Here is a 25314-nt window from a genome sequence, read left to right as displayed (position 1 = left end):
GCCTCGCCAGCGACTTGAGGACAGATAACGCTCATGGCCACCAAGGCGATCCAGGGCAGCACCGCAAAGCGGCGCATCCGCAAGATCTTCGGGGATATCCACGAAGTCATCCAGATGCCGAACCTGATCGAGGTTCAGCGCGAAAGCTATGAGCAGTTCCTGCGCTCCGACAAGTCGACGGGCCACGTCTCGGGTCTGGAAAAGACGCTGCGCAGCGTCTTCCCGATCCAGGACTTCGCTGGCACCGCCTATCTCGACTTCGACGATTACGTCCTCGAACCGCCGAAGTTCGACGTCGAGGAATGCCGCCAGCGCGGCATCACCTATGCCGCGCCGATGCGCGTCACGCTGCGCCTGACCGCGTTCGAGGTCGATCCCGATACCGAAGCCAAGTCGGTCATCGATATCAAGGAGCAGGACGTCTACATGGGCGACATGCCCCTGATGACGGAGAACGGCACCTTCTTCATCAACGGCACCGAGCGCGTCATCGTCAGCCAAATGCACCGTTCGCCGGGCGTGCTGTTCGACCATGACCGCGGCAAGACCCATGCTTCGGGCAAGTATCTCTTCGCCGCGCGCGTGATCCCGTATCGCGGTTCGTGGCTGGACTTCGAATTCGACGCCAAGGACATCGTCAACGTCCGTATCGACCGCAAGCGCAAGCTGCCGGTGACGGCGCTGCTCTATGCGCTGGGCATGACCAGCGAGGACATCCTCAACCACTTCTACAACCGCGTGACCTACGTCCGCGGCGAGGGTGGCTGGCGCATTCCGTTCGCGGCCGAGAACTGGCGCGGCGTGAAGCCGCTGTTCGACATCGTCGACGCCTCGTCGGGCGAAGTCGTGTTCGCGGCGCAGCAGAAGATCAGCCCCCGCGCAGCCAACAAGGCAGCCAAGGACGGCCTGACCGAACTGCTGATCCCGACCGAGGAAATCTACGGCCGCTATTCGGCGTATGACCTGATCAACGAAGCGACCGGCGAGATCTACGTCGAGGCGGGCGACGAAATCGGCGCCGAAAACCTCGAAAAGCTCGACAAGGCGGGCATCGACCGCATCGAGTTGCTCGACATCGACCACGTGTCGACCGGCGCGTGGATCCGCAACACGCTGAAGGCCGACAAGGCCGAAGAGCGTGAGCAGGCGCTCAGCGACATCTACCGCGTCATGCGCCCTGGTGAACCGCCGACGCTCGAAACCGCCGAAGCGCTGTTCGCTGGCCTGTTCTTCGATCCCGATCGCTACGACCTGTCGGCCGTGGGTCGTGTGAAGCTGAACATGCGCCTGGACCTCGACTGCCCGGACACGGTGACGACGCTGCGCACCGAGGACATCCTGGCGGTCGTCAAGACGCTGGTCGACCTGAAGGACGGCAAGGGCGAGATCGACGACATCGACAATCTCGGCAACCGCCGTGTGCGGTCGGTGGGCGAGCTGCTGGAGAACCAGTATCGCGTCGGCCTGCTGCGCATGGAGCGTGCGGTCAAGGAGCGCATGTCGTCGGTCGACGTGTCGACCGTGATGCCGAACGACCTGATCAACGCCAAGCCCGCGGTCGCCGCGGTGCGTGAGTTCTTCGGTTCGTCGCAGCTGTCGCAGTTCATGGACCAGACCAACCCGCTGTCCGAAGTGACGCACAAGCGTCGCGTCTCGGCGCTTGGGCCGGGCGGTCTGACGCGTGAGCGTGCGGGCTTCGAGGTCCGCGACGTTCACCCGACTCACTATGGCCGTATCTGCCCGATCGAAACGCCGGAAGGCCCGAACATCGGTCTGATCAACAGCCTCGCGTCGTTCAGCCGCGTCAACAAGTATGGCTTCATCGAAACGCCGTACCGCAAGATCATCGACGGCAAGGTGACCGACGACGTCGTCTATCTGTCGGCGATGGAAGAGGCCAAGCACACGATCGCGCAGGCCTCGGCCGAGCTGAAGGACGACGGCAGCTTCGCCGAAGACCTCGTTTCGGCACGTCAGGCGGGCGAGTTCCTGATGGCGCTGCCGGAAACGATCACGCTGATGGACGTCAGCCCGAAGCAGCTCGTCTCGGTCGCCGCGTCGCTCATTCCGTTCCTGGAAAACGACGACGCCAACCGCGCGCTCATGGGCTCGAACATGCAGCGTCAGGCCGTGCCGCTGGTGAAGGCGGAAGCGCCCTTCGTCGGCACCGGTATGGAAGAGACCGTTGCGCGCGATTCGGGCGCGGCGATCGCCGCCAAGCGTGCGGGCATCGTCGACCAGGTCGATGCCAGCCGCATCGTCGTACGCGCCACCGGTGACGTGGATGCGGGCAAGTCGGGCGTCGACATCTACACGCTGATGAAGTTCCAGCGTTCGAACCAGTCGACCTGCATCAACCAGCGTCCGCTGGTGAAGGTGGGCGACGTGGTCAACGCTGGCGACGTAATCGCCGACGGCCCGTCGACCGAGTTCGGCGAGCTGGCGCTGGGTCGCAACGCGCTCGTCGCGTTCATGCCCTGGAACGGCTATAACTATGAGGACTCGATCCTCATCAGCGAGCGGATCGTGAAGGACGACGTGTTCACGTCGATCCACATCGACGAGTTCGAGGTGATGGCGCGCGACACGAAGCTCGGACCGGAAGACATCACCCGCGACATCCCGAACGTCGGCGAGGAAGCGCTGCGCAACCTCGACGAGGCGGGCATCGTCTACGTCGGTGCCGAGGTCGAGCCGGGCGACATTCTGGTCGGCAAGATCACGCCGAAGGGCGAAAGCCCGATGACGCCGGAAGAGAAGCTGCTCCGCGCGATCTTCGGCGAAAAGGCCAGCGACGTGCGTGACACCTCGCTGCGTCTGCCGCCGGGCGTTGCCGGTACGATCGTCGACGTCCGCGTCTTCAATCGCCACGGCATCGACAAGGACGAGCGCGCGATGGCGATCGAGCGCGAAGAGATCGAGCGCCTGAAGAAGGACTCGGACGACGAGCGCACGATCCTCAACCGGGCGACGTGGAGCCGCCTGCGCGAGATGCTGCTGGATCAGGTCGCGACCGCGGCGCCGAAGGGCGTTAAGAAGGGCTCGACCATCGACATGGACCTGCTCGACAGCGTCGACCGCCACGAATGGTGGAAGTTCGCCGTGCAGGACGATGCGGTCCAGTCGAACCTGGAAGCCGTCAAGCAGCAGTATGACGAAGCGGCCAAGCGGATCACGGACAAGTTCCATGACCGTCGCGAGAAGCTGGAGCGGGGCGACGAGCTGCCGCCGGGCGTGCTCAAGATGGTCAAGGTCTTCGTCGCGGTGAAGCGCAAGCTGCAGCCGGGCGACAAGATGGCCGGCCGTCACGGCAACAAGGGCGTCATCAGCCGCATCCTGCCGCAGGAGGATATGCCCTTCCTCGCGGACGGTACGCCGGTCGATCTCGTGCTGAACCCGCTGGGCGTGCCGTCGCGCATGAACGTCGGTCAGATCTTCGAAACGCACCTCGGCTGGGCGGCACGCAACCTGGGTATGCAGGTCGCGGCGCAACTCGAAGAGTGGCGTGAGGCCAATCCGGACGCCAAGGCGGGCGACATGCCCGACGCGGTCAAGACGCGCCTCGTCGAAGTCTATGGCGATCATTATGCCGAAGACATCCAGAGCCGCGAGCCGGAAGAGATCGCCGAGCTGGTGAAGAACATCCGCACCGGCGTGCCGATGGGCACCCCCGTGTTCGACGGCGCGCGCGAAAGCGACGTGTCGGCGATGCTGGAGCTGGCGGGTCTCGACACGTCGGGCCAATCGGAGCTGTTCGACGGCCGCACCGGCGACAAGTTCGACCGGCGCGTCACCGTGGGCATCATCTACATGCTCAAGCTGCACCACCTGGTCGACGACAAGATCCACGCGCGGTCGATCGGGCCGTACAGCCTCGTCACCCAGCAGCCGCTGGGCGGTAAGGCGCAGTTCGGCGGCCAGCGCTTCGGCGAAATGGAGGTCTGGGCACTGCAGGCGTATGGCGCTGCCTATACGCTGCAGGAGATGCTGACGGTGAAGTCGGACGACGTCGTCGGCCGCACCAAGGTCTACGAGGCGATCGTCAAGGGCGACGACACGTTCGAGGCCGGCATCCCCGAGAGCTTCAACGTGCTCGTCAAGGAAATGCGCTCGCTGGGCCTCAACGTCGACCTCAAGTCCATGCAGGACCTGGAAGACGAAGGCGGCCTCGCCGAGGCGGCGGAATAAAGCCACGGCCCTCCCTCTCCCGGCGGGAGAGGGAGGGAGGCGCGGAACGCGCCGGAAGGGTGAGGGCAGCGGTCTGCCCTGCCCTCACCTTCCCACCAGCTTCGCTGGCGGGCCCCTTCCTCTCCCGATGGGAGAGGAGTTGAGTTTCAAAAGAGGTTCATACCCATGAACGAACTGACCAATTTCGCCAATCCGATCGCGAAGCCGGAAACCTTCGACCAGATCCAGATCGGTATCGCTTCGCCCGACAAGATCCGTTCGTGGTCGTTCGGCGAGATCAAGAAGCCCGAGACGATCAACTATCGCACGTTCAAGCCCGAGCGTGACGGCCTGTTCTGCGCGCGCATCTTCGGTCCGATCAAGGATTACGAATGCTTGTGCGGCAAGTACAAGCGCATGAAGTACAAGGGCATCGTCTGCGAAAAGTGCGGTGTCGAAGTCACGGTGTCGAAGGTGCGCCGTGAGCGCATGGGCCATATCGAACTGGCCGCGCCGGTCGCGCACATCTGGTTCCTGAAGTCGCTGCCGAGCCGCATCGGCCTGCTGCTCGACATGCAGCTGAAGCAGCTCGAGCGCGTGCTGTACTTCGAAGCCTATATCGTGATCGAGCCGGGCCTCACCCCGCTCGAAAAGTATCAGCTGCTCACCGAAGACGAACTTCTCGAAGCGCAGGACGAGTACGGTGAAGACGCCTTCTCGGCCGGCATCGGCGCGGAAGCGGTGCGCATCATGCTCGAGAACCTCGACCTCGAGGGTGAGAAGGTGCAGCTTCTGGAAGAGCTGGCGACGACCAAGTCGGAGCTGAAGCCCAAGAAGATCATCAAGCGCCTGAAGGTCGTCGAGAGCTTCCTGGAATCGGGCAACCGTCCCGAATGGATGATCCTGGAAGTCGTGCCGGTCATCCCGCCCGAACTGCGCCCGCTGGTGCCGCTGGACGGCGGTCGCTTCGCGACGTCGGACCTCAACGACCTGTATCGCCGCGTCATCAACCGCAACAACCGTCTGAAGCGCCTGATGGAGCTGCGTGCGCCGGACATCATCGTCCGCAACGAAAAGCGCATGTTGCAGGAGGCGGTCGACGCGCTGTTCGACAATGGCCGTCGCGGCCGCACGATCACGGGTGCCAACAAGCGTCCGCTCAAGTCGCTGTCCGACATGCTGAAGGGCAAGCAGGGCCGCTTCCGTCAGAACCTGCTCGGCAAGCGCGTCGACTATTCGGGCCGTTCGGTCATCGTGACCGGCCCGGAGCTGAAGCTGCACCAGTGCGGCCTGCCGAAGAAGATGGCGCTCGAGCTGTTCAAGCCGTTCATCTACGCCCGTCTGGATGCCAAGGGTCTGTCGATGACCCTGAAGCAGGCCAAGAAGTGGGTCGAGAAGGAACGCAAGGAAGTCTGGGACATCCTGGACGAGGTGATCCGCGAGCACCCGGTCATGCTGAACCGCGCGCCGACGCTTCACCGTTTGGGCATCCAGGCGTTCGAGCCGGTGCTGATCGAGGGCAAGGCGATCCAGCTTCACCCGCTGGTCTGCTCGGCGTTCAACGCCGACTTCGACGGCGACCAGATGGCCGTGCACGTTCCGCTGTCGCTGGAAGCGCAGCTGGAAGCGCGCGTCCTGATGATGTCGACCAACAACATCCTGTCGCCCGCGAACGGCAAGCCGATCATCGTGCCGTCGCAGGACATGGTGCTGGGCCTCTATTACCTCTCGCTCCAGAAGGAGAAGGAGCCGGGTGAAGGCATGCTGCTCGCCGACATGGAGGAGGTGCATCAGGCGCTCTTCGCCGGCGCGGTGACGCTGCACACCAAGATCGTCAGCCGCGTTCCGCAGACCGACGAGCAGGGCAATCAGTACCTCAAGCGCTACGAGACGACCCCGGGCCGCATGCTGCTCGGTGAGTGCCTGCCGAAGAGCCACAAGGTGCCCTTCGACACCGTCAACCGCGTCCTGACCAAGAAGGACGTCGGCGAGGTGATCGACGAAGTGTACCGTCACACCGGCCAGAAGGAGACCGTTCTGTTCGCCGACGCGATCATGGCGCTGGGCTTCCGTCACGCGTTCCGCGCCGGCATCTCGTTCGGCAAGGATGACATGATCATCGCGCCGGACAAGGATCGTCTGGTCGACGAGACGCGCGAGCAGGTGAAGGACTTCGAGCAGCAGTATCAGGACGGCCTGATCACGCAGCAGGAGAAGTACAACAAGGTGATCGACGCCTGGAGCCGTTGCGGCGACCAGGTCGCGAACTCGATGATGAACGAGATCAAGGCGGTCCGTCACTATGAGGACGGCCCGATGGTCGGCCGCGAGAAGGACATCAACTCGATCTACATGATGGCCCACTCGGGTGCGCGTGGTAGCCCCGCGCAGATCAAGCAGCTCGCCGGCATGCGCGGCCTGATGGCCAAGCCGTCGGGCGAGATCATCGAAACGCCGATCATCTCGAACTTCAAGGAAGGTCTGACCGTTCTTGAATACTTCAACTCGACCCACGGCGCCCGCAAGGGCCTCGCGGACACCGCGCTGAAGACCGCGAACTCGGGTTACCTCACCCGCCGCCTCGTCGATGTGTCGCAGGATTGCGTCATCATCGAAGAGGATTGCGGCACCGAGCGCGCGCTGGAGATGAAGGCCATCGTGCAGGGCGGTTCGACCATCGCGTCGCTCGCCGAGCGCATCCTCGGCCGCACCACGGCCGAAGATGTCGTCGATCCGAAGACCAATGCGGTGGTGATCCCGATCGGCACGCTGCTGGACGAAGCCATGGTCGCGCAGATCGAGGCCATGGGTATCCAGGGCATGAAGATCCGCTCGCCGCTGGTCTGCGAATCGAAGATCGGTGTCTGCGGCAAGTGCTACGGTCGCGACCTCGCGCGCGGTACGCCGGTGAACATCGGCGAAGCGGTCGGCGTTATCGCGGCGCAGTCGATCGGTGAGCCGGGCACGCAGCTGACCATGCGTACCTTCCACATCGGCGGCGCGGCGCAGCTCAACGAGCAGTCGAACCTCGAGGCGCCGGTCGACGGTACCGCGGTGTTCAAGGACCTGCGCCTGATCGTCGATCAGCGCGGTCGTCGCGTGGTGCTGTCGCGTTCGGGCGAAATCATGATCGTCGACATGGACGGTCGCGAGCTCTCGACGCACCGCATCCCGTACGGCGCCTATGTGATGTTCGACGACGGCCATATGCTGTCGAAGGGCGATCGCATGGCGGAGTGGGATCCGTTCACCATGCCGGTGATCACGGAAAACTCCGGTATCGTGAAGTATCAGGACCTGACCGAGGGCAAGACGCTCACCGAGCAGACCGACGAAGCGACCGGTATCGCCCAGCGCGTCGTGATCGAATATCGCACCTCGTCCAAGTCGAAGGAGGATCTGCGTCCGCGCCTGACCCTGACGACGTCGGAAGACGGCGAGGCCGCCCGCTACATGCTGGCGCCGGGTGCGGTGCTGTCGGTCGACGACAATGCCGAAGTGCAGGCCGGTGACGTTCTGGCCCGTGTCAGCCGCGAGTCCGCCAAGACCCGCGACATCACCGGCGGTCTGCCGCGCGTCGCCGAGCTGTTCGAAGCGCGTATCCCGAAGGAAGCGGCGATCATTGCCAAGGTCTCGGGTCGCGTGGTGTTCGGCAAGGACTATAAGGCGAAGCGGAAGATCGGCATCCAGCCGGAGGACGGTGGCGATATCGTCGAATATCTGGTGCCGAAGTCGAAGGTGATCGACGTTCAGGAAGGCGACTACGTCAAGCGTGGCGACAACCTGATCGGCGGTTCGCCGAACCCGCACGACATTCTGGAAACGATGGGCATCGAGCCGCTGGCCGAATATCTCGTCAGCGAAATCCAGGAAGTCTATCGACTGCAGGGCGTGAAGATCAACGACAAGCACATCGAGACGATCGTTCGTCAGATGCTGCAGAAGGTCGAGATCACCGACGGCGGCGACACCACGCTGCTGAAGGGCGAGCAGGTCGATCGCGAGGAAATGGACGCGATCAACGACAAGCTCGACGCGAACCAGGTCCGTGCGCAGGGCAAGCCCGTCCTGCTCGGCATCACCAAGGCGTCGCTGCAGACCCGCAGCTTCATCTCGGCGGCGTCGTTCCAGGAAACCACCCGCGTCCTCACCGAGGCGGCGGTCCAGGGCAAGCAGGACACGCTGATGGGCCTGAAGGAGAACGTCATCGTCGGCCGTCTGATCCCGGCCGGCACCGGCGCGGGCATGAATCGCCTGCGCGTTGCGGCTTCCTCGCGCGATGCGGCGCTGCGCGTCCAGCAGCGCGCGCTGCAGGCAGCGATCGTCGCCCCGGCGTCGGCCGCGGAACTGCGCGCTGCCGAACAGCAGCGTTCGGTGCGTGACGATGCTGGCACGGGTCCTGACCCGCTCGCCGAAGTCGTCCCCTCGGGCGACGGCAGCGACGAAGCCGCGGGCGAATATCTGAACCGGGAGTGATCCCGGCTCAGGCCCCGGCCTGACCTGACAGAAAAGCCGCCGTCCGGGATGCCGGGCGGCGGCTTTTTCGTGGCCTGCGAATGGAAGGGATCGGACGGTCGCTCCTTTCGGGCGTCCGGGGATTTACATCCGCTGCAGCCGGTCTTCGAACTCCCGCTGCGCCGCCTCGACCATCGGCATCGCCGTTTCGGCCCAGTCGATCATGCCCTGCATGGCCGTCAGCAATCCGCGCGCGAGCGGGGTGATGGCATAGGATACGGACACCGGGACGCTCTGTTCGACGCGGCGGGAAACGAGGCCATCGCGCTCCAGCGACCGCAGCGTCTGGCTGAGCATCTTCTGCGAGATACCGTCAATGTGGCGCTTCAAGACGCTGAAGCGCAGTTCGCCATCCCCCAGCAGCAGCAGGATCAGGACGCTCCATTTGTCGCCGATCCGGTCGAGCAGCTTCCGCGCGGGACAGTCGCGCGCATAGACATTGCCGCGGTCGATCACTTCCAGGTGACCGGGTAACATAAAGGTGCCGTCTTGCATGGCATCGGGTCGTAGCCGAGATGGTCACCATCGGAAACCATCGAGGACGATGATCATGAAGGTGGCGGTGTTGGGCGCGAGCGGGCGCGCGGGATCGGAGATCACGAAGGAACTGGCGGCGCGTGGTCATCGGGTCACGGCGATCGCCCGGCACCCGGATCGCATTCCCGTGGCCGACGGCGTCACGCCGGTCGCCGGCGACGCGCAGGACGGTGCGGCCCTCGCCACGTTGCTGCACGGCCATGACGCGGTCGTCAGCGCGCTCCATTTCGACGTGACCGCGGACATGCTGCTGTCCGCCTTGCGCCAGGCCGGGATACGGCGGCTGCTCGTCACCGGCGGCGCGGGCAGTCTCGAGGTGGCGCCGGGGGTCGCCCTGATCGACACGCCGGAATTCCCACAGGAGTGGAAGGCCTTTGCCGAGGGCGGCGTGGCCTTCCTCAATGCCCTGCGCAACGAACGCGACATCGACTGGACGTTCTTCTCGCCCGCGGCCGAGATTTTCGAAGGCCCCCGCACCGGGCAGTTCGGGCTGGGTGGCGACGCGCTGGTGACCGACGAGGCCGGGAACAGCCGGATCAGCTTCGCCGATTATGCGATCGCGATGGTCGACGAGCTGGAACACCGCCGCCATCCCCACGCCCGCTTCACCGCAGCCTATTGAGGCGACGAAACCGGCGGGCGCTTCTGCACGTCGAAAAGGTCGGTAGCGGCTGGCGAGCCGCACCGATCCGACCACAGCGCCTGTCATATCGTTTTTCAACGAATCACTTGCCGTTTTTCGATATCACGCGCATCGTCTGCTTATGGAAGATGCGAAGTCCAAGCCCCCTCGCCTGCTGGTCTGGTCGGTCCGTGCCGTGCAGGCGTTCCGGATCGCCAACGCCGTTGCGATCGCCTTTTTCGTCGCGGTGCTGATCGCGACGCTGCCTGGCGCCGAGCTGATCGAGCGGCTGCTGGTGCGCAAATATCATGGCCGTATCGACACCGCGGCGGTGATCGCGTTCCTGCAACTGACGATGCTGGTCGGCATCCCTGTCGGCGTGGCGGTCGAGCGGCTGCTGAAAGCGTTGCGGGCGATCCTGCGCACGGTCGAGCAGGCGGATCCCTTCGCGCGTGCCAATGCCGCGCGGGTGCGGACGATCGGGTGGATGCTGCTGGTGATTCAGCTCGCCGACCTTGGCTATGGCCTCGCGCGTGTGGCGGCCAATGTGCTGCACATCGACTATCCCGACTGGCAGCCGAGCTTCACCGGCTGGCTTGCGGTGCTGATCGCGTTTGTCCTGGCGCAGGTGTTCGAACGGGGCGCCGTGATGCGCGACGATCTGGACGGCACCGTCTGATGCCGGTGCGTGTCCACCTGGACGACATGCTGCACGCCCGGCGCATGACGCTGACCGAGCTCAGCGAACGCGTCGACATCACCCTCGCCAACCTCTCCATCCTCAAGACGGGCAAGGCCAAGGCGATCCGCTTTTCGACGCTGGAGGCGATCTGCACCGTGCTCGATTGCCAGCCCGGCGACATCCTCACGTTCACGCACCAGGGAGATGAACCATGACCTTCTGGAAGGGCCTTCGGACGAGCTATGGCGGCAGCCTCGCCTTCCTCGCCGCCTGCCCGCTGCTCGCACTGGTGCCGGTCGTCTTCGAGCTGCTCCAGCACGTCGCCGAGGTGCATATCGGGATGTACGACAGCATCGCCGCCGCCAAGGCGCTGGAGCATCATCCGCTGCGCATGGCGCTGGGGATGGTGAAGGTGCTGGCGCTGCTGGTCCCGACCTATTGGATCACGCGCTTCGTGCACACGCGCTCGCCCCGGTTCGCGGCGCAGCGCGATCCGCTGGCGATGCGGCTGTTCGCGGGCGTGGTGGCGATCCACATCGCGCTGTCGGCGGCGCAGTTGTTTGGTCTGCCGCAGACGCCAGGGGCGCTGCTCGCCGGTTTGGCGGGTGGCCTGATCGTCCAGTGCCTGCTGGTCGCCTGGACGGTCGCGGCGACGCTGGGCGATGCGTCGATCGGACCCGTCGCCTCGGTTCGGATCATGGCGCGGCGGCTGCCGTGGACGATCGCCTTTACGGTCGTAGCGATGCTGCCACTGATGATCCCGCACTATCTGCTGGGCGCTGCGGCGATCATGGCGCCACGCGTATGGCTTTGGCCGATCCTCACCGTCGATGCGTTGCTGGTCGGCTGGCTGTGCGCGGTCATGGCGGCGAGCAACTATGTCGCCGCGATGCGTGCCGTCGGCCTTGCCGGCGGTGCGCTGCGACCGTCGGGGGTGGCGGACGTCGCAGGGCCGACCGCCCTGTCGCCCTATCCCGGCTAAGCGGCCGCTACCGGCGCCTCGCCCATGCGCCGCACGATCGTCTGAAACGCCCCGTCCGCGACGCGGATTTCGTTAAACGCCGGCGGCGTATGGCGGGTCCGCTTCGACAGCGTGCCTGCGCCGATCATCCGCACGATCCGGCCGTGGCGCTCGATCGGCAGGTCGAAGGGATCGTGGACGTGGCCCGACAGCACGGCATGGGCGCCAGCCTCCGCCAGTGCGCCGAGCGCCGCGTCACCCCCATGCGTCTTCGCGGTCCCCTTGGCGCCGCCGTCGATCAGCGGGTGGTGCGCGGCGACCAGGATGACGTTGCCCTTTGGCGCCTCCGCCATCATCGCCAGCGCGCGCCGCAGCGATCCCGAACTCACCCGCCCCTTCGACCAGTTCCACCGCCATTGCGCGCGCGCCGTCGTCTTCAACGGGACGATGGTGACGCCCGGCAGGTCGAGCTCGCGCTCGATCATCCGCTCGACCGCGGCATAGCGCTGATAGGGCGCGAACAATCTGCGGAAAGGGTCCCAATAATAGGGGATGTCGTGGTTCCCCACCTCCAGCGTGACGGGCACGCCCAGGCTCGCCAGCCATTCGCCGCCGCGCTGGAATTCGCGGCGGGTGGCGCGCATCGTCAGGTCGCCGGTCATCACGACGGCATCGGGCGCTTCGTCGGCGACGCACCTGCCGAACCAGGCGATGGCGGCAGGATCCTCCGCGCCGAAATGGACGTCGCTGACGTGAAACAACCGTATCATGCTGCGCTGCTAGGCCGGATCACGCGAGGTCGGCAAGCCGCGCCGGTTCGTGCATCGGGCAGCCGTTGAAACTGCGGCGATAATCGGCGGAGAAGCGATAGGTGTCGCGGCGTGCGCGGTTGACGTTGCCGAGGGGCCGGTGCGCGGCGATGCCGTGCCAGATGCTGTAGGACAGCGCCTCGTCGGTGGCGCGTGTCTGCTCGTCGTCCCAGCCGATCTGCGGCGGCACGTCGAGCGTGGCGACGGTGACGAACGGGCTTTGCGCCTGGTCCCATTCGACCGTCGCATCCTCTACCGGCATCGCGTCGAGGTCGGTGTTGAGCTGGACGCGCAGTTCCCACTGACCGCCGTGTGCGATCAACGTGTCGCGCACCGCCGCCCGCAGCGCATCGCGATCGTCCGAGGTATCGACGGCAACCCCCGTCAGCGCCACGAGGGCAGGCGACACCGGGAATAGTGCGAATTTGGCGACATGATCGCCGTAGCGGAACGGCGTCTGGCTGTAGAACGTCTCGCCCAGCGGATGCAGGTGCGGCGCGCCCCCCAACGTCTTCAACGTCGCCGACGGATGGCCGACCGCCTCCAGCCCCGCCTCAATCCCGCGCAATACCTTCGACAGGACGACCTTGCCCGTCTCCATCCGATCAGTCGTCTTGGCGAGCAGCTTCAGATTCTTGAGGAACGCCTGCGCATCGGGCGCAGCGAACACGGGGCCGTCCGCCATGACGAAATCCTGCGTCCGGTCGTCCTCGGATCCCGGCAGGCGCGCGCCGTCCACATCCAGCACCTTGAGCGCCAGCCCGCGCGGCAGCCCGATCGCGTCGGGCAACAGATCGCCCGCGTTGGTCGACAGGCGCAGCACCGCCTCATGCGTGCCTGGGCTCGCGAAGATGCCCTGTGCGAGTTCGGTTGGCAGCCCCTCATGGATCGTCAGCGTGCCCCGCGCGATGCCATGCGCCTTGGCATGCACCGACCGGACCGCCCGGCCATAGTCGCGCGATGTCGTGTCGAGTATGTGACGGAAGGCGTCGGTCAACCCCGCGATCGTCTCTGCCTCATCCGGGTCGATCCGCTCGACATCGGGGCTGTAGCGGATCGGAATATGAGCGAGCATCGGCATGTCCTTGAAAGTCCGCACCGCCAACCCGCCATGGCAGCGGCGCGTTCCCCCAAATTCTTCGGCGCGCAGACAAAATTGATGCAGATTAATACGGGGCGGATTGTAATGCCTTGTGAGCGGGACCATGCTGTCCCGCGGATAGTATCAGAGTGATAATGGCGATTTCCCACCCGAACCGGGCCAGCGATGCGGCGGATTCGCCTCTCGACCTCACCATTTGCGATCGCGAGCCGATCCACATTCCGGGCGCGATCCAGCCGCACGGACTGCTGCTCGTCGCGAGCATCGAGGGCGACCATGCGGTGGTTGCGGGCGCCGGCGATCTGGAAACGCGGCTGCGCAGCGACTGGCTGGGGCAACCACTCGCCACGTTGATCGGGCAAGAGGTGGGGCCGCTCATCGAAGGTCTCTCGGGCGGGCTGAATGCGCAGATGCCGCAGCCGATCGCCGGCCGCGACGAGCGCTTCACGGTGGCGCTTCACCGGTCGAGCACGCATCTGCTGGTCGAACTCGAGCCGATCGAAGCGGATGCGACCACCGCCGCCGCGACGTTGGCGTGGCTGGACGCCGTGGCCAGCAGCTTCGAGCGCGCGACGGACAAGACGACGCTGTGCGCGCGGGCCGCTGCCGCCTATCGCACGCTGACCGGCTTCGATCGGGTCATGATCTACCAGTTCCTGGACGATGGCGCCGGCGTCGTCGTTGCCGAGGATCGTGCGCCGCATCTGCCGACGTTCCTCAACCATCATTTCCCCGCAAGCGACATTCCGAAGCAGGCGCGCGCGCTCTACGTTCGCAACCGGACGCGGGCGATTCCGACGGTGGACTATACCCCCGCCCCACTACGGCCGGCGGGCTTCACCGGCGTCGATCTGTCCGACGTCGCGCTCCGCCACGTCTCGCCAATCCACCTCCAATATCTGCGCAACATGGGCGTGGGGGCGTCCGCGTCGATCTCGATCGTCAAGGACGGACTGCTCTGGGGCCTGATCGCGTGTCACAACGACGGGCCGCGCCAGCTGCCCGCGCCGACTCGCAGCGCAGCCGCCACGCTGGCGAGCGCCCTCGCCCGCCAGATCCGCACGAAGGAAGAGGCGGCGGCGTATCGCGAGCGATTGCAGCTGCGCACCGTCGAGGACGGCCTCGCACCCCGATTGGGCAACGAAGGCACGTTGCCGCAGATCATCCGCGCGACCCGCGACGAACTGCGCGAGATGCTGGACGCCGACGGTCTGGCGCTGGTGACGCGCGATCATGTCGAGGCCAGCGGCCGCTGCCCGCCCGACGCGGTGCTGCGCGCCATCGCACGCTGGGTGCATGAGCGGGGCAACGAACCCGTGGCGACGCACGAACTGCCCGCGCTGATGGGCGTGGAGGACGATGTGCTGACCTATGCCAGCGGCATGATCGCCATGCCGCTGCGCCAGGAGGATGCGACGCTGCTCTGGCTCCGCGCCGAACGGATCGAGGTGATCGAATGGGCGGGCAACCCGCACAAGGCTCCCGGCCACAGCGCCGGCCCGCAGGCGAATGACGCCGCCGCGCTCACCCCCCGCGCGTCCTTCGCCAGCTATGTCGAGACGGTGCGCGGGCGTGCGCGCCGCTGGTCGCAGGAGCAGGTGGAGGCCGCGCACCGTATCCGTCGCCGCCTGTTCGAAGGGCGCCAGCAGGTCCGGTTGCGCAGCCTGAACCGGGAGCTGACGCGGACGCTGCGCGAAAAGGAAACGCTGCTCGCGCAGAAGGACGTCCTGATGAAGGAGGTCAACCATCGTGTGCAGAACAGCCTGCAGCTGGTCGCGTCCTTCCTGCGTTTGCAGGCAAAGACCGCCGGCCCCGGCGCCATCGCGGACCATCTGGCCGAGGCGCAGGCGCGACTCGCGGCGGTCGCCCTGGTCCATCGCCGCCTGTATCGCGACGATCAGGTCGAGAGCGTCGATCTGTCGCGCTATGTCGAGGAACTGGTCGGCGACATGCGCACCTCGCTGGGGGCCGACTGGGGACGCTACCTGACGCTGGATCTGGCGCCGGTGCTGGTGCCCACCGATCGTGCGGTGAACATCGGGCTGATCCTCACCGAACTGGTGATCAACGCCACCAAATATGCCTATGACGGCGCGGCCGGTCCGCTGGCGATCACGCTGGAGCAGCACGGCGGTCGGCTGCGGCTGATCGTCGCCGACGACGGGCGCGGTCGCGGCGAGGCGAGCGGCGACGGTCAGGGATTCGGCAGCCGGATGATGGTCGCGATGGTGCAGCGCCTATCGGGTACGCTCGACTATCACGACAATATGCCTGGCCTACGCGCCATCATGACCGCCCCGATCGCGGAAGAGTGAGGCGCACGCCCCAAATCCTATACTATTGAGATACAACGACATCTCCCAAGATCGCAGCAAACGTGCCCGATTTCTCGATCGTTTCCGCACCGAAATGAGGCGCGGCTAAGCTTTACTTCACCTGTGCTGGTCTAGGATTGGTTCTCGTAAAGGTAATCGGGAACGTGACGGATGACGGTGCCATTGAGCCATGGCGATGCGCGTGGGACGGCGATGTCCGGGCCACGCATCGCGGGAGCGCGCGGCATCGACGCCCTGCCGCCCGTCATGCCCCACGATACGGCGCCGTCGCGCATGGCCCGTCTGTCGTCCTGGCTGACCGGCGGCACGGCACGCATGGCAGGGTCGGGCGAAGACGCCCGTCGTGAGGCGGGGCGGCGGCTTTTCGCTCAGATCGGCGATTTCCTGTCGGCCCACGATCTATCGCCGACCGAAGCGCACTTTCGGATCGCCCGCCGCTATGTGCTGGGCGAGGACAACCGGCTGACGCGCGCGATCGACGACGAGCTGGCACGGGCCGGGCGCCTGAATCCGGAGTTCGTCGATGGGCTGGCGGGGCAGGCCGAGGCGGAGACTCATCGTCAGGCCGAACGCATGGCGTCCATGGCCGACACGCTGTCGCGGCGCCTGCGCGATTCGGAGCGCGTGATCCGTCAGGGACAGGCGTCGACACGCGACTATGAGACGGCATTGAGCGCGGAGGCGGACGGTCTCGATCGCGATCCCCGCGGCACCGTGGCGCGACTGATCGACCTGACCGCCGCCGCCGTCGCCCGCACCCAGCAGCTCGCCGAGCGGCTCGACGAGACCCGCCGCGAAACCGAGACGCTCCGCACCACGTTGAAGGAGGCACAGCGGGCCGCGGACGAGGATCACCTGACCGGCCTGCCCAATCGGCGCAGCTTCGATGCACGCCTGCGCGCGCTGAGCGGCGACACCGACATCGACTGGGCCGAATCCCGCCACAGCGTCGCAATCTGCGACATCGACAATTTCAAGGGCATCAACGATCGCCACGGCCATGATGCCGGCGACCGCGTGCTGAAGATGATTGGCAAGCATCTGTGCCGCGAACTGGGCGTCGCCGCCTTCGTCGCGCGGCACGGCGGCGAGGAATTCGCCTGTTTGTTCGAGGATATGGACCCGGCCGACGCGATCGACCGACTCGATATCGCGCGCGAGGCGCTCGCCGCCCGCACGCTCGTCAACCAGACGACGGGCGAGGGCATCGGGCAATTGACCTTCTCGGCTGGCGTCGCGGCCTTTTACGGCAATCCGGCCAGCGCGATGCGCACCGCGGACGAAGCCCTGTACCTCGCCAAGCGGCGGGGCAAGAACCGCGTGCTTCAGTCGCAGCCGGGCAATCGCTCAGACGAACTGGACGGCTGACGGACGGCCGTCGATGTAGACGCTGGCCGGCCGGTCGATCGGAAAGCCGTTGGCCACGGCATGCGTCACGATCAGGCGGATGTTGCTGTAAGTGCGCGCGCTGGTCTCGGCGGCACCCGGCTGGGCCATCCACGCATCCGACACGATATATCCCTTGGCCACCCGCTTCAGCGACCCCGCCTCTTCGACCAGCAGCTTCAGGCGCCGGCGGACCGTGGTTTCCGGCAGGCTCATCGCCTCTGCAAGCGCGGCGGGCCGCACCGCATGGTCGGGGCCGAAACCGAATGGCTGTCCTGCGGCGCGGCTACGTTGTAGGTTCGCATAGAGGACGGTCGAAAACAGCATTAGATCCAGCCAGTTGCGATGGATGGTCCGATTGCTGTCGACCGCCGCCAGCATCACGTCGACCGACGCCGCGATGCCGACCTGCGGATCATAGGGCTTGGCAGCCGGCCGCGCGCCGCTCCACTCGCCAAGCTGTTCCAGCCCCTCGACGAAGCTGACGAAACTGTCGTGCGCCAGTCGCATCATCGCGGCGATGTCGGGCCGCTCCAGCACCTCGGCACGCACCAGCACGCCATATTGCCCGCGCACGCACAGACCCGCCTCCGTCAGCGCGATGACGTGGCGGCGTACCGTTTCGAACGAGCGCGACAGCGAGATGGCGAGCGAATGCGTCGATATCGCCTTGCCGCGCGGATTGCGGCGCAGACTTTCGCGCACGATCAGCGAGAAGATGGCGAAGCGGTCGACATCGCCTTCGAAGCTGCGCAGGCCGGCCGCGTTGATCCGCGTCTGCATTTCGGCCAGCAAGAATGTCACTTTGCCGACGTTCGGCGCCATTGGTCCACGCCCCCCCTTTCACCCCGGCTCGCGAATGACAGGTACGCTGGCAAAAGCGTAGCATTTTGGACTTATCTTACGCCAAAATGAGTAATGACGGTTAAATCTACGTCAATCTGCCGCTACCTCTTGGCATGTGCGGCCATGAACAGCGCGAAGGTCGCCTTGGCGCCGTCCACCACTCCCTCACGCCATGCCGGCACCGCCGCCGCGGCGCGCGCGTCGAGGCTTGCCAACAGCGCCCGCCAGGCACCGGGCGCGTGACGCGCCGACAGATAGGCATGCGGCAGGCCCGCGGCGATGCCGCGCGCCAGCACTTGCCCGCCCAGCCGCGATCCTTCCGCGACATAGAGCGCGCCCCAGGTCGCGGCCTCTCGGCTCGGCAGCTCGAAGGGCAATGGATCCGGCATGCCGACATCGAGCGCGGTCAGGTCCGATACCAGCAAGGGGGTACGCGGCGTCCAGGCGGGCAAGCCCCAGGCGGGGTCGGCGCGGGCCAGCACCGCCTCCACCCCCGGCACGGCACGGGCGTGGGCGGTGAGCATGCGGCGATAATCGTCGCGCTCGTCGAGGCGCATCGCACCGAAGGCGGCGTCCACCCGCTCGTGATCGATGGCGGTGGCGGCGCGGAGCGTGGCGACGAAGGACATGCCACGGCCCTGCCCCGCGCGCTCGCCCTTGTCGAGCGCGCGTAACGGCCGGGGCCATCCCGCCCGATCCTGCCGACCCGGATTTTTCAGGCCTTGCGCCACCCCTCACGCGGGCTGGCGCAATTCGCGATGAGTCATGCTATCGTCATGGAAACTCGGCATGGCCGATGTGTCTTCCGCCGGACAAGTGGCCGCTTCCCGCGCGTCACCCATCCGTCCCGGTCCGGCGCAACGGGCAGAAACGGCTTGCGTGCCGCCTCTCCCGGCTCCATGCGCGCCGCGCCATTACTGAAAGGTCTTTTATGGTTGCCTGGTTCCAGGCGCTGATGCCGAAGCAGGGTCGCTTCTTCGAACAGTTCGAGGCGCACGCCGCCACGCTGGTCGCCGGTGCCGATGCCCTGCAACAGCTGTTCAGCGGCGATGGCGCGATCGCGCAGCACATCGCGGAGATCGAGCATCGCGAACATGAGGCCGACGACATCACCCGTGCCGTGTTGCAGGACGTGCGTCGCGTTTTCGTGACGCCGTTCGACCGCTCCGCGATCACCGACCTGATCGGCGTGATGGACGATTCGATCGACCAGATGCACCAGACGGCGATGACGATCGACCTGTACGGCGTCACTGCCTTCGCGCCCGACATGCGCGCGATGGCCGATCTGGCCGCCGAAGCCGCGCGCGTCACCGCCGAAGCGATCCCGTTGCTGCGGAAGCTCGACAGCAATGCCCCCCGCCTGCACCAGCTGACCGAACGACTGGTTGCGCTGGAGGGCGAGGTGGACAAGCACCACGCCCAGGGCCTGCGCGCGCTGTTCAAGGAATGCGGCGACAACCAGACGATGCGCTTCATCGTCGATCGTGAAATCTACAGCCATCTGGAAAAGATCGCCGACCGGTTCGAGGATATCGCAAACGAGATCCAAGGTCTCGTGATCGATCACGCGTGATCCGATGACGATCTCCTTCACGCTGCTGGTCGCACTGATCGGCGTCGCGCTGCTGTTCGATTTTCTGAACGGGCTGCACGACGCCGCCAATTCGATCGCGACGGTGGTTTCGACCCGCGTCCTGAAACCGCATCACGCGGTGCTGTGGGCTGCCTTCTTCAACTTCATCGCCTTCGCCGTGTTCGGCCTCCACGTCGCGCAGACGGTGGGTAAGGGCATCGTCGATGCGCAGATCATCGACCCGCAGGTGATCTTCGGCGCGTTAATGGGCGCGATCGCGTGGAACGTCATCACGTGGCGCTACGGCATCCCGTCGTCGTCCAGCCACGCCCTGATCGGCGGACTGCTCGGCGCCGGCATCTCGAAGGCGGGCTTTTCCAGCGTCGTCTGGGCCGGCGTCGGCAAGACGGTGGCCGCGATCTTCCTATCGCCTGCGGTTGGCCTGATCCTCGCACTGATGCTGGTGCTGGCGGTCGCGTGGTCGTCGCTGAAGCTGACCCCGATGGGCGTCGACCGGCGCTTCCGCAAATTGCAGCTGGTGTCCGCCGCGCTCTACAGCCTCGGCCACGGCGGTAACGACGCGCAGAAGACGATGGGGATCATCGCCGTCCTGCTCTATTCGCAGGGCATGCTGGGCGGTGAATTCCACGTCCCCTTCTGGGTCGTCCTGTCCTGTCAGGCCGCGATGGCGATCGGCACCATGTCGGGCGGGTGGAAGATCGTCCACACGATGGGGTCCAAGATCACGCGCCTGACGCCCGCGCAGGGCTTCTGCGCGGAGACCGGCGGCGCGATCACGCTGTTCATGGCGACGATGGGCGGCATCCCCGTATCTTCGACGCATACGATTACCGGTGCGATCGTCGGCGTCGGATCGGCGCGGCGCCTGTCGGCGGTGCGCTGGAACGTCGCCAGCCGCATCGTCGTCGCCTGGGTCGTCACTCTCCCCGCCGCCGGCCTGATCGGCGCGGCCTTCTACGAAGCGGCCGTTCTGCTGAGCCGGTAAGGCGCCTTCAAAGCGGGCGAGCCGGTCTCGCCCGCCGCGTTATTGTGAACAAGGGCGTCCTCAGTCCGCCACCACGCGGTTCCGCCCCCATGCCTTGGCGCGATACAGCGCGGCATCCGCCGCCTGGAAGATGGTCGCGGCGTCCACGCCGCGCATTGCGCAGGTCGCCACGCCGATGCTGATCGTGATCGCAAGATCCGGCGCGATGCCCCGGTAATCGCGCTGCTGCACCGCCGTCCGGATCCGCTCCCCAATGCGCGCCGCCTGCACGGCATCGGTGTCGGGCATCAGCAGCGCGAATTCCTCGCCGCCCAGTCGCGCGACCAGATGATCCGCGGGCGCCGCATGGCGCAGCACCTCCGCGACCGCGCATAGCGCCAGATCGCCGACGACATGCGAATGGCGATCGTTGACCTGCTTGAAATGGTCGATGTCGACGATCGCCAGCGACCAGTGGCGCCCGTCCTGCGCGCTGACCGTCGCGACGTGCGACAGCATGTCGTTGAAGCGACGGCGATTGGCGACCCCGGTCAGCGGGTCCTCGTTCGCCAATTGCTCCAGCGCGTCGGCCTGCCCGCGCAGGCGGTCGAGCAATTGCTCGCGCTCCTGCGCCACCTCTTCCAGCACATGGCTCTGCTGTCGCAGCTCGGCGGTGCGCGCATCGACCAGCCGCGCGAGCTGCCGTTCGCGCCGCGCCATCGCCAGCGTCCGCCAGCGGTGCAGGCACCACAGCGCCAGGATGACCAGCGCGGCGCAGGCCAACTGGAACCACGAGCGTTGCCACAGGAACGGCTCCAGCCGCACCGTGATTGTCTTGTCCGGCCCCCAGGCGCCACGCGCCTGCGCCGCCTGGACGCGGAAGGCATAGGTGCCGGGCGGCAGGGTGGTGAATTCCGCCGTTCGCTGCGACTCGCGATCCACCCAGCCGGTATCGAAGCCATCCATCTGCGTGCGATAGCGAATGCCCTGCGGCAGCAGGTAGCTGAGCCCCGCATAAGCGATCGTCAGGCGGTGCGTTCCCGCCGGCAGCACGTACGCCCCCTCCGGCCCCGCCGTCATCGGCTGACCATCGGCCTCCACGCTTTCGATCGCGACTGCGGGGGGCGACATGAAGCGGAAGTGGGCCAGCCGGCGCGGATCGACGAACGCCACGCCCTCCGCCGTCGCGATCCAGATCGTTCCGTCGCGCCGCTGCAGGGTCGTCGGCCCCGACGCGCCGTTGCTCTGTGCGCTGGCGAGGCCGTCCAGCGCAGTGAACAGATCGGGGCCGATGCGGGGCAGCCGGCCATCCGCGGCCAGACGCAGCGCCTTGAAGCAGACGTGAACGATGCCCTTGTTGCTGCCGATCCAGGCAGACCCGCCGCGCCCGACCGTCATCTGGAACAACCCGTCGACGGGCATGCCGCGTTCGATGCCGATATGGTCCAGCTGGCCGTCGCGGCGATGCCGGAACAGGCCGCGATCGGTGCTGATCCAGGTATCGCCCGTCTCCGGATCATGGAAGAAGCCGAAGACGCTGTTGGCCTGGCCCGCGCCCATGATGTCGATCCGATGCACGCCGCTGTGGTTCCACAGCCACGCGCCGCTCACCGTGCCGACCCACAGCCCCTCGGGCGTTTCCGAGAGCGCATAGACGATCTCGGCCGGCAGATCGTGCGTGCGCGGCAGGCGGACGTGGCCGGCAGGATCGATCAGCGCAACGCCGCGCTGCGTCCCGGCCCAGACGCCCCCGCCCCGCGCCTGCGCAAACGCGCGGACGTGATTGGCCGGCAGACCCTGCGCCTGGGTGATGCGTCGGACGACCCGCCCGCCGCGCGCCTGCAGCACACCATCGCCGAACGTACCGATCGTCAGCAGGTCGTCCGGCCCGGCCGACAGGCTCATGACCGATACGCGATTGGCGGCCGGGCCCAGCGACACCGGTCGCGGCACGCCCGACGGGGGCACGACGTCCAGCCCCTTGCTCGATCCGACCCACAGGCTGCCGTCCCGCGTCTCGGCGAGCGCCCGGACGTAATTGCCCGACAGGCCGTCTTCGGCCCGCAGATTGGCGAACAGCGCCTTGCGCAGCCGGAACAGCCCACCATTGGCGCCCACCCAGATACTGTGTTCGCGATCCTCGAACAGCGCGGTGATCCGCCCCTCGGGCAGGCCGTTGCGCGTCGAAAAGTGATCAACGCGCGTACCCTTCACCCGCAGCAGGCCATCATTCTCGGTGCCCAGCCACAGGTCGCCGTTCGTGGCGTGCAGAAAGTCGCTGAAGCGTTTGCCGTCGGGTTGGCGGAACACGAGGACCGCACGGCCCCCCTCGACGCGGTACAGCGACGATCCCGCCGTCAGCCAGATGCGTCCCGCCTTGTCGCGGAAGGGCATCGCCTGTCCCGGCGGCAGGCCCAGTTCGGCCGACATGGCACGCAGGCGACCGTCGGGATCGGCACGATAGGCGCCGTCCAGCGTGCCCAGCCACGGCCGCCCTTCGGCGTCGATGGCGATCCGCAAGACGGTGATCGGCTTACCCGCCGGCCCGCGCAGCACCGTGAAGCGACCATCGGGGTCGAGTCGTCCGATCCCCAGCCGGTCGAAACCCACCCAGACGCGCCCCGTGTCGTCCACCGCCATCCGGTTGATCGCGGCCCGCGGCATGCCCTGCGCCCGCCCCCAGAAACGCCAGCGCCCGGCTGGATCGCGCCGCCCCAGATTGCCGCGCGTATCGCCCGTCCACAGGTTGCCGAACCGATCGGCAGCGATCGTCGCGATGGCGCTGTCGGGCAAGGCGGGCGTCGACATGCGCGAAAAGGTCGTGAAGCCGACGCCATTGTAGCGCGCCACGCCTTCCCACGTCGCGAACCACAGATATCCGTCCCCGGTCTGCGTGATCGCATGGACGGCGTTGTGCGGCAGGCCCGCGGACGTCGACCACGCATCCTTGGCGAAACCTTCGATCGATTCGCGATGCGCGGCGGGCGGCGCAGCCGGCACGGCTGCCGACGCCACCGCCAGCATGCCGATCAGCGCGAGCGCCAACACCCGTCCAAACCTCACTCCGCGCCGCACTACCCACTCCGGTCGATGACGAACGCGATGTAACGCAAGGATATTAACAGGCTCGAACCGGACGCTTCACGCATGTGCCCATTTTGGCGGATTATCGCGACGCCGACGCTGTCGGCGGGCAGTGCTTCGGGCTGGATGTTAATAACCCGCTCGCCAGTGCATCAGTCGAAGGCGGTGAACGTCCAATTGCAGACATTCGAATGCGATCTAGACTAGCCACATGAGCATATACCTTCGTCTGCGCCGGTTCGTTGATCGCGACCTTGGTCGCCGCTCCGACTATGGGCGGCGCGCGAACCTTTCGATTTTGGGCGGCATGGTTCCGTTTGGCCCACTCACATTTTTAAAATTACCCTATAATGTCGCAGAGCTTGTCGTTGCGGCCCTGTCGATATCTGTCGGCGTGTCATGGGCAGCGTTCGTGCTTTGGAGGTGTTCTCGCTTGCTCCGTGCTGCGGGTGCGCGAGGTGATCGAGACTTCGATCGTCACAGGAGACACGCGCTTGGCCGGGAGTATCGATCAACCGAAAGCTTTACCGCCGCGCGCTCCAGGCGGAAGCGCACGAACGTCAGCTAACCACCCATAAGCATACACTCCCGGCCCGCAATCGACGAACGTCCGCAAACGCCCAATAGCGGACGTTTCACCGACGTCTGAATTGGACCCTCACGACCCTTGATTAAGCGCGCTTGCGACGACGGATCGCTGAGATTACCCAGTTTAAATGCGACACCGTTCAAAATTGACCGCACTTCTACTTCTGGTTAGCGCACCGGCGCTGTCTCAGATGACCGAAACGCAGCTGCTGGACGCGGCAAGGTCTATAGCGCGGTTGCTTCAGCTATCACCTGCAGGAACGGAGCTTTGGGCGCACCAATCTGTCAAACGGGCAATTGGCGAAAGCTATCGTGCGCTCAATCACGTTGACCTACAGATTGGGCAAGAGCTAGCGAAATCGTCCCCGGATAGGCATCGCCTTGACGTATTGATTGAGCAGTATGCTTCCGAAAGTGCTGCGATAGAACGTCGTCGAAACCGTAGCGAGATCGACGATGCTTTTCACCTCTCGGCAATGGACAGGCAAAAAATTGGTCTTTTTATAGAGAAAAAATATACAGCTACGGCGAAAGAGGAATCGCCGGTATTGGCTCCTTTACCGTAAAAATTTCGCTGAGACATATTCCGCAATAGCAGAGGTGAAGAGTATCCTGACCTCGCCGAACGTCCGCTCTCCCCCAAAAGCGGACAGGCCGCTGACGCCCACTTGCGGACATTCCTTTGGGTGGCAATGATGAGCTATGAACGCTTCAGTGATCGTTGGGCTGGTGATAGCCTCATTCTCAGGGATCGCGTTATGGGCAGGTTTCGCCAGTGGAAACATGCCAAGCGTTTTCCGTAGCGTAGATGATGCCGACCGAGATGCGACTCCTGTAGCATTTCGGGTTCTTGCCGTGATTTACATTTCGCTCGCGTGCTTTGGCGTCGTGCTTGCGGCGACAGGCTGGGCTTGCTGACGCCAAGACAGCATGTCCGCTACCCCCCATTTGCCGACAGCCCCCCTCCCCGAGTAGGGTTCGAGCCGGTTCACAGGAGGAAGACGGGAGCGGGTGAAGGGAATCGAACCCTCGTATTCAGCTTGGGAAGCTGCTGCTCTACCATTGAGCTACACCCGCGCAGGCGCCCGGTTAGCCGGGCCGCCGCGGGGATGCAAGCG

The 25314-nt window shown here is 65.8% G+C and carries 16 protein-coding genes, 1 tRNA gene and 1 pseudogene; 11 read left to right on the top strand and 7 right to left on the bottom strand.

Going from position 1 to position 25314, the window contains the following annotated elements:
• Positions 1–33: 33 nt before the first annotated feature.
• Positions 34–4188 (top strand): DNA-directed RNA polymerase subunit beta, encoded by a 4155-nt coding sequence (gene rpoB, locus GGR47_RS04175; RefSeq protein WP_017978136.1) that lies wholly within the window; start codon positions 34–36, stop codon positions 4186–4188.
• 165 nt (positions 4189–4353) lie between these two features.
• On the top strand, positions 4354–8643 hold the full coding sequence (rpoC, locus tag GGR47_RS04170) for a DNA-directed RNA polymerase subunit beta' (RefSeq protein WP_043059954.1): 4290 nt from the start codon (positions 4354–4356) through the stop codon (positions 8641–8643).
• A 123-nt stretch (positions 8644–8766) separates the two neighbouring features.
• Here the strand turns inward: rpoC and GGR47_RS04165 are convergent, their stop codons facing one another.
• A complete protein-coding gene (locus GGR47_RS04165) occupies positions 8767–9159 on the bottom strand; it encodes a winged helix-turn-helix transcriptional regulator (protein WP_244304979.1) in 393 nt (130 codons plus the stop codon).
• Between the two features lie 67 nt (positions 9160–9226).
• Here GGR47_RS04165 and GGR47_RS04160 point away from each other — a divergent pair, with 67 nt between their 5' ends.
• The 4 genes from GGR47_RS04160 to GGR47_RS04145 all read left to right on the top strand — a co-directional run bounded on the left by GGR47_RS04160 (position 9227) and on the right by GGR47_RS04145 (position 11505).
• On the top strand, positions 9227–9841 hold the full coding sequence (locus GGR47_RS04160; RefSeq protein WP_147035519.1) for an NAD(P)-dependent oxidoreductase: 615 nt from the start codon (positions 9227–9229) through the stop codon (positions 9839–9841).
• 142 nt (positions 9842–9983) lie between these two features.
• The gene (locus GGR47_RS04155; protein ID WP_147035518.1) at positions 9984–10520 is read left to right on the top strand and encodes a DUF2975 domain-containing protein; all 537 of its coding nucleotides are present in this window, start codon (positions 9984–9986) and stop codon (positions 10518–10520) included.
• A complete protein-coding gene (locus tag GGR47_RS04150) occupies positions 10520–10738 on the top strand; it encodes a helix-turn-helix domain-containing protein (RefSeq protein WP_017978131.1) in 219 nt (72 codons plus the stop codon). The genes GGR47_RS04155 and GGR47_RS04150 overlap by 1 nt, the downstream gene beginning before the upstream one ends.
• Complete coding sequence (locus tag GGR47_RS04145) at positions 10735–11505, top strand: hypothetical protein (protein WP_147035517.1); 771 nt, start codon at positions 10735–10737, stop codon at positions 11503–11505. Before GGR47_RS04150 ends, GGR47_RS04145 begins: the two co-directional genes overlap by 4 nt.
• Here the strand turns inward: GGR47_RS04145 and GGR47_RS04140 are convergent.
• Together GGR47_RS04140 and GGR47_RS04135 are read right to left on the bottom strand one after the other, a co-directional pair.
• Positions 11502–12254, bottom strand: a complete 753-nt coding sequence (locus tag GGR47_RS04140) for a metallophosphoesterase family protein (protein WP_147035516.1) — start codon at positions 12252–12254, stop codon at positions 11502–11504. The genes GGR47_RS04145 and GGR47_RS04140 overlap by 4 nt on opposite strands.
• Before the next feature lie 19 nt (positions 12255–12273).
• On the bottom strand, positions 12274–13374 hold the full coding sequence (locus GGR47_RS04135; RefSeq protein WP_147035536.1) for a catalase family protein: 1101 nt from the start codon (positions 13372–13374) through the stop codon (positions 12274–12276).
• A gap of 155 nt (positions 13375–13529) precedes the next feature.
• Between GGR47_RS04135 and GGR47_RS04130 the strand changes: the two genes are divergently transcribed.
• Positions 13530–15710, top strand: coding sequence for a histidine kinase dimerization/phosphoacceptor domain -containing protein (locus GGR47_RS04130; RefSeq protein WP_147035515.1), 2181 nt, complete (start codon positions 13530–13532; stop codon positions 15708–15710).
• Positions 15711–15923: 213 nt separating this feature from the next.
• Entirely contained in the window at positions 15924–17099 is a 1176-nt protein-coding gene (locus tag GGR47_RS04125) for a GGDEF domain-containing protein (RefSeq protein WP_244304977.1), read from the top strand.
• Here the strand turns inward: GGR47_RS04125 and GGR47_RS04120 are convergent.
• Together GGR47_RS04120 and GGR47_RS04115 are read right to left on the bottom strand one after the other, a co-directional pair.
• On the bottom strand, positions 17079–17921 hold the full coding sequence (locus GGR47_RS04120) for a hypothetical protein (protein ID WP_244304976.1): 843 nt from the start codon (positions 17919–17921) through the stop codon (positions 17079–17081). The genes GGR47_RS04125 and GGR47_RS04120 overlap by 21 nt on opposite strands.
• A gap of 143 nt (positions 17922–18064) precedes the next feature.
• A complete protein-coding gene (locus tag GGR47_RS04115; RefSeq protein ID WP_147035512.1) occupies positions 18065–18592 on the bottom strand; it encodes a biliverdin-producing heme oxygenase in 528 nt (175 codons plus the stop codon).
• Between the two features lie 287 nt (positions 18593–18879).
• Between GGR47_RS04115 and GGR47_RS04110 the strand changes: the two are divergent.
• Both GGR47_RS04110 and GGR47_RS04105 read left to right on the top strand, forming a co-directional pair.
• A pseudogene (locus GGR47_RS04110) lies at positions 18880–19539 on the top strand (DUF47 domain-containing protein); the annotation flags it as partial.
• A 4-nt stretch (positions 19540–19543) separates the two neighbouring features.
• Positions 19544–20545: an inorganic phosphate transporter gene (locus GGR47_RS04105; RefSeq protein WP_147035511.1), complete on the top strand. Its 1002-nt coding sequence runs from the start codon at positions 19544–19546 to the stop codon at positions 20543–20545.
• A 60-nt stretch (positions 20546–20605) separates the two neighbouring features.
• On the opposite strand, the gene GGR47_RS04100 is transcribed toward GGR47_RS04105, so the two are convergent.
• On the bottom strand, positions 20606–23572 hold the full coding sequence (locus tag GGR47_RS04100; protein ID WP_147035510.1) for a ligand-binding sensor domain-containing diguanylate cyclase: 2967 nt from the start codon (positions 23570–23572) through the stop codon (positions 20606–20608).
• An 815-nt stretch (positions 23573–24387) separates the two neighbouring features.
• Here GGR47_RS04100 and GGR47_RS04095 point away from each other — a divergent pair.
• Positions 24388–24762, top strand: a complete 375-nt coding sequence (locus GGR47_RS04095; protein WP_147035509.1) for a hypothetical protein — start codon at positions 24388–24390, stop codon at positions 24760–24762.
• A 440-nt stretch (positions 24763–25202) separates the two neighbouring features.
• Here the strand turns inward: GGR47_RS04095 and GGR47_RS04090 are convergent.
• Positions 25203–25273: transfer RNA gene (locus GGR47_RS04090), tRNA-Gly, on the bottom strand.
• Positions 25274–25314: the final 41 nt, after the last annotated feature.

This window comes from Sphingomonas aquatilis (assembly GCF_014196115.1).
GTDB lineage: Bacteria > Pseudomonadota > Alphaproteobacteria > Sphingomonadales > Sphingomonadaceae > Sphingomonas > Sphingomonas aquatilis.
This window is presented reverse-complemented; position numbering and strand designations above follow the sequence as displayed.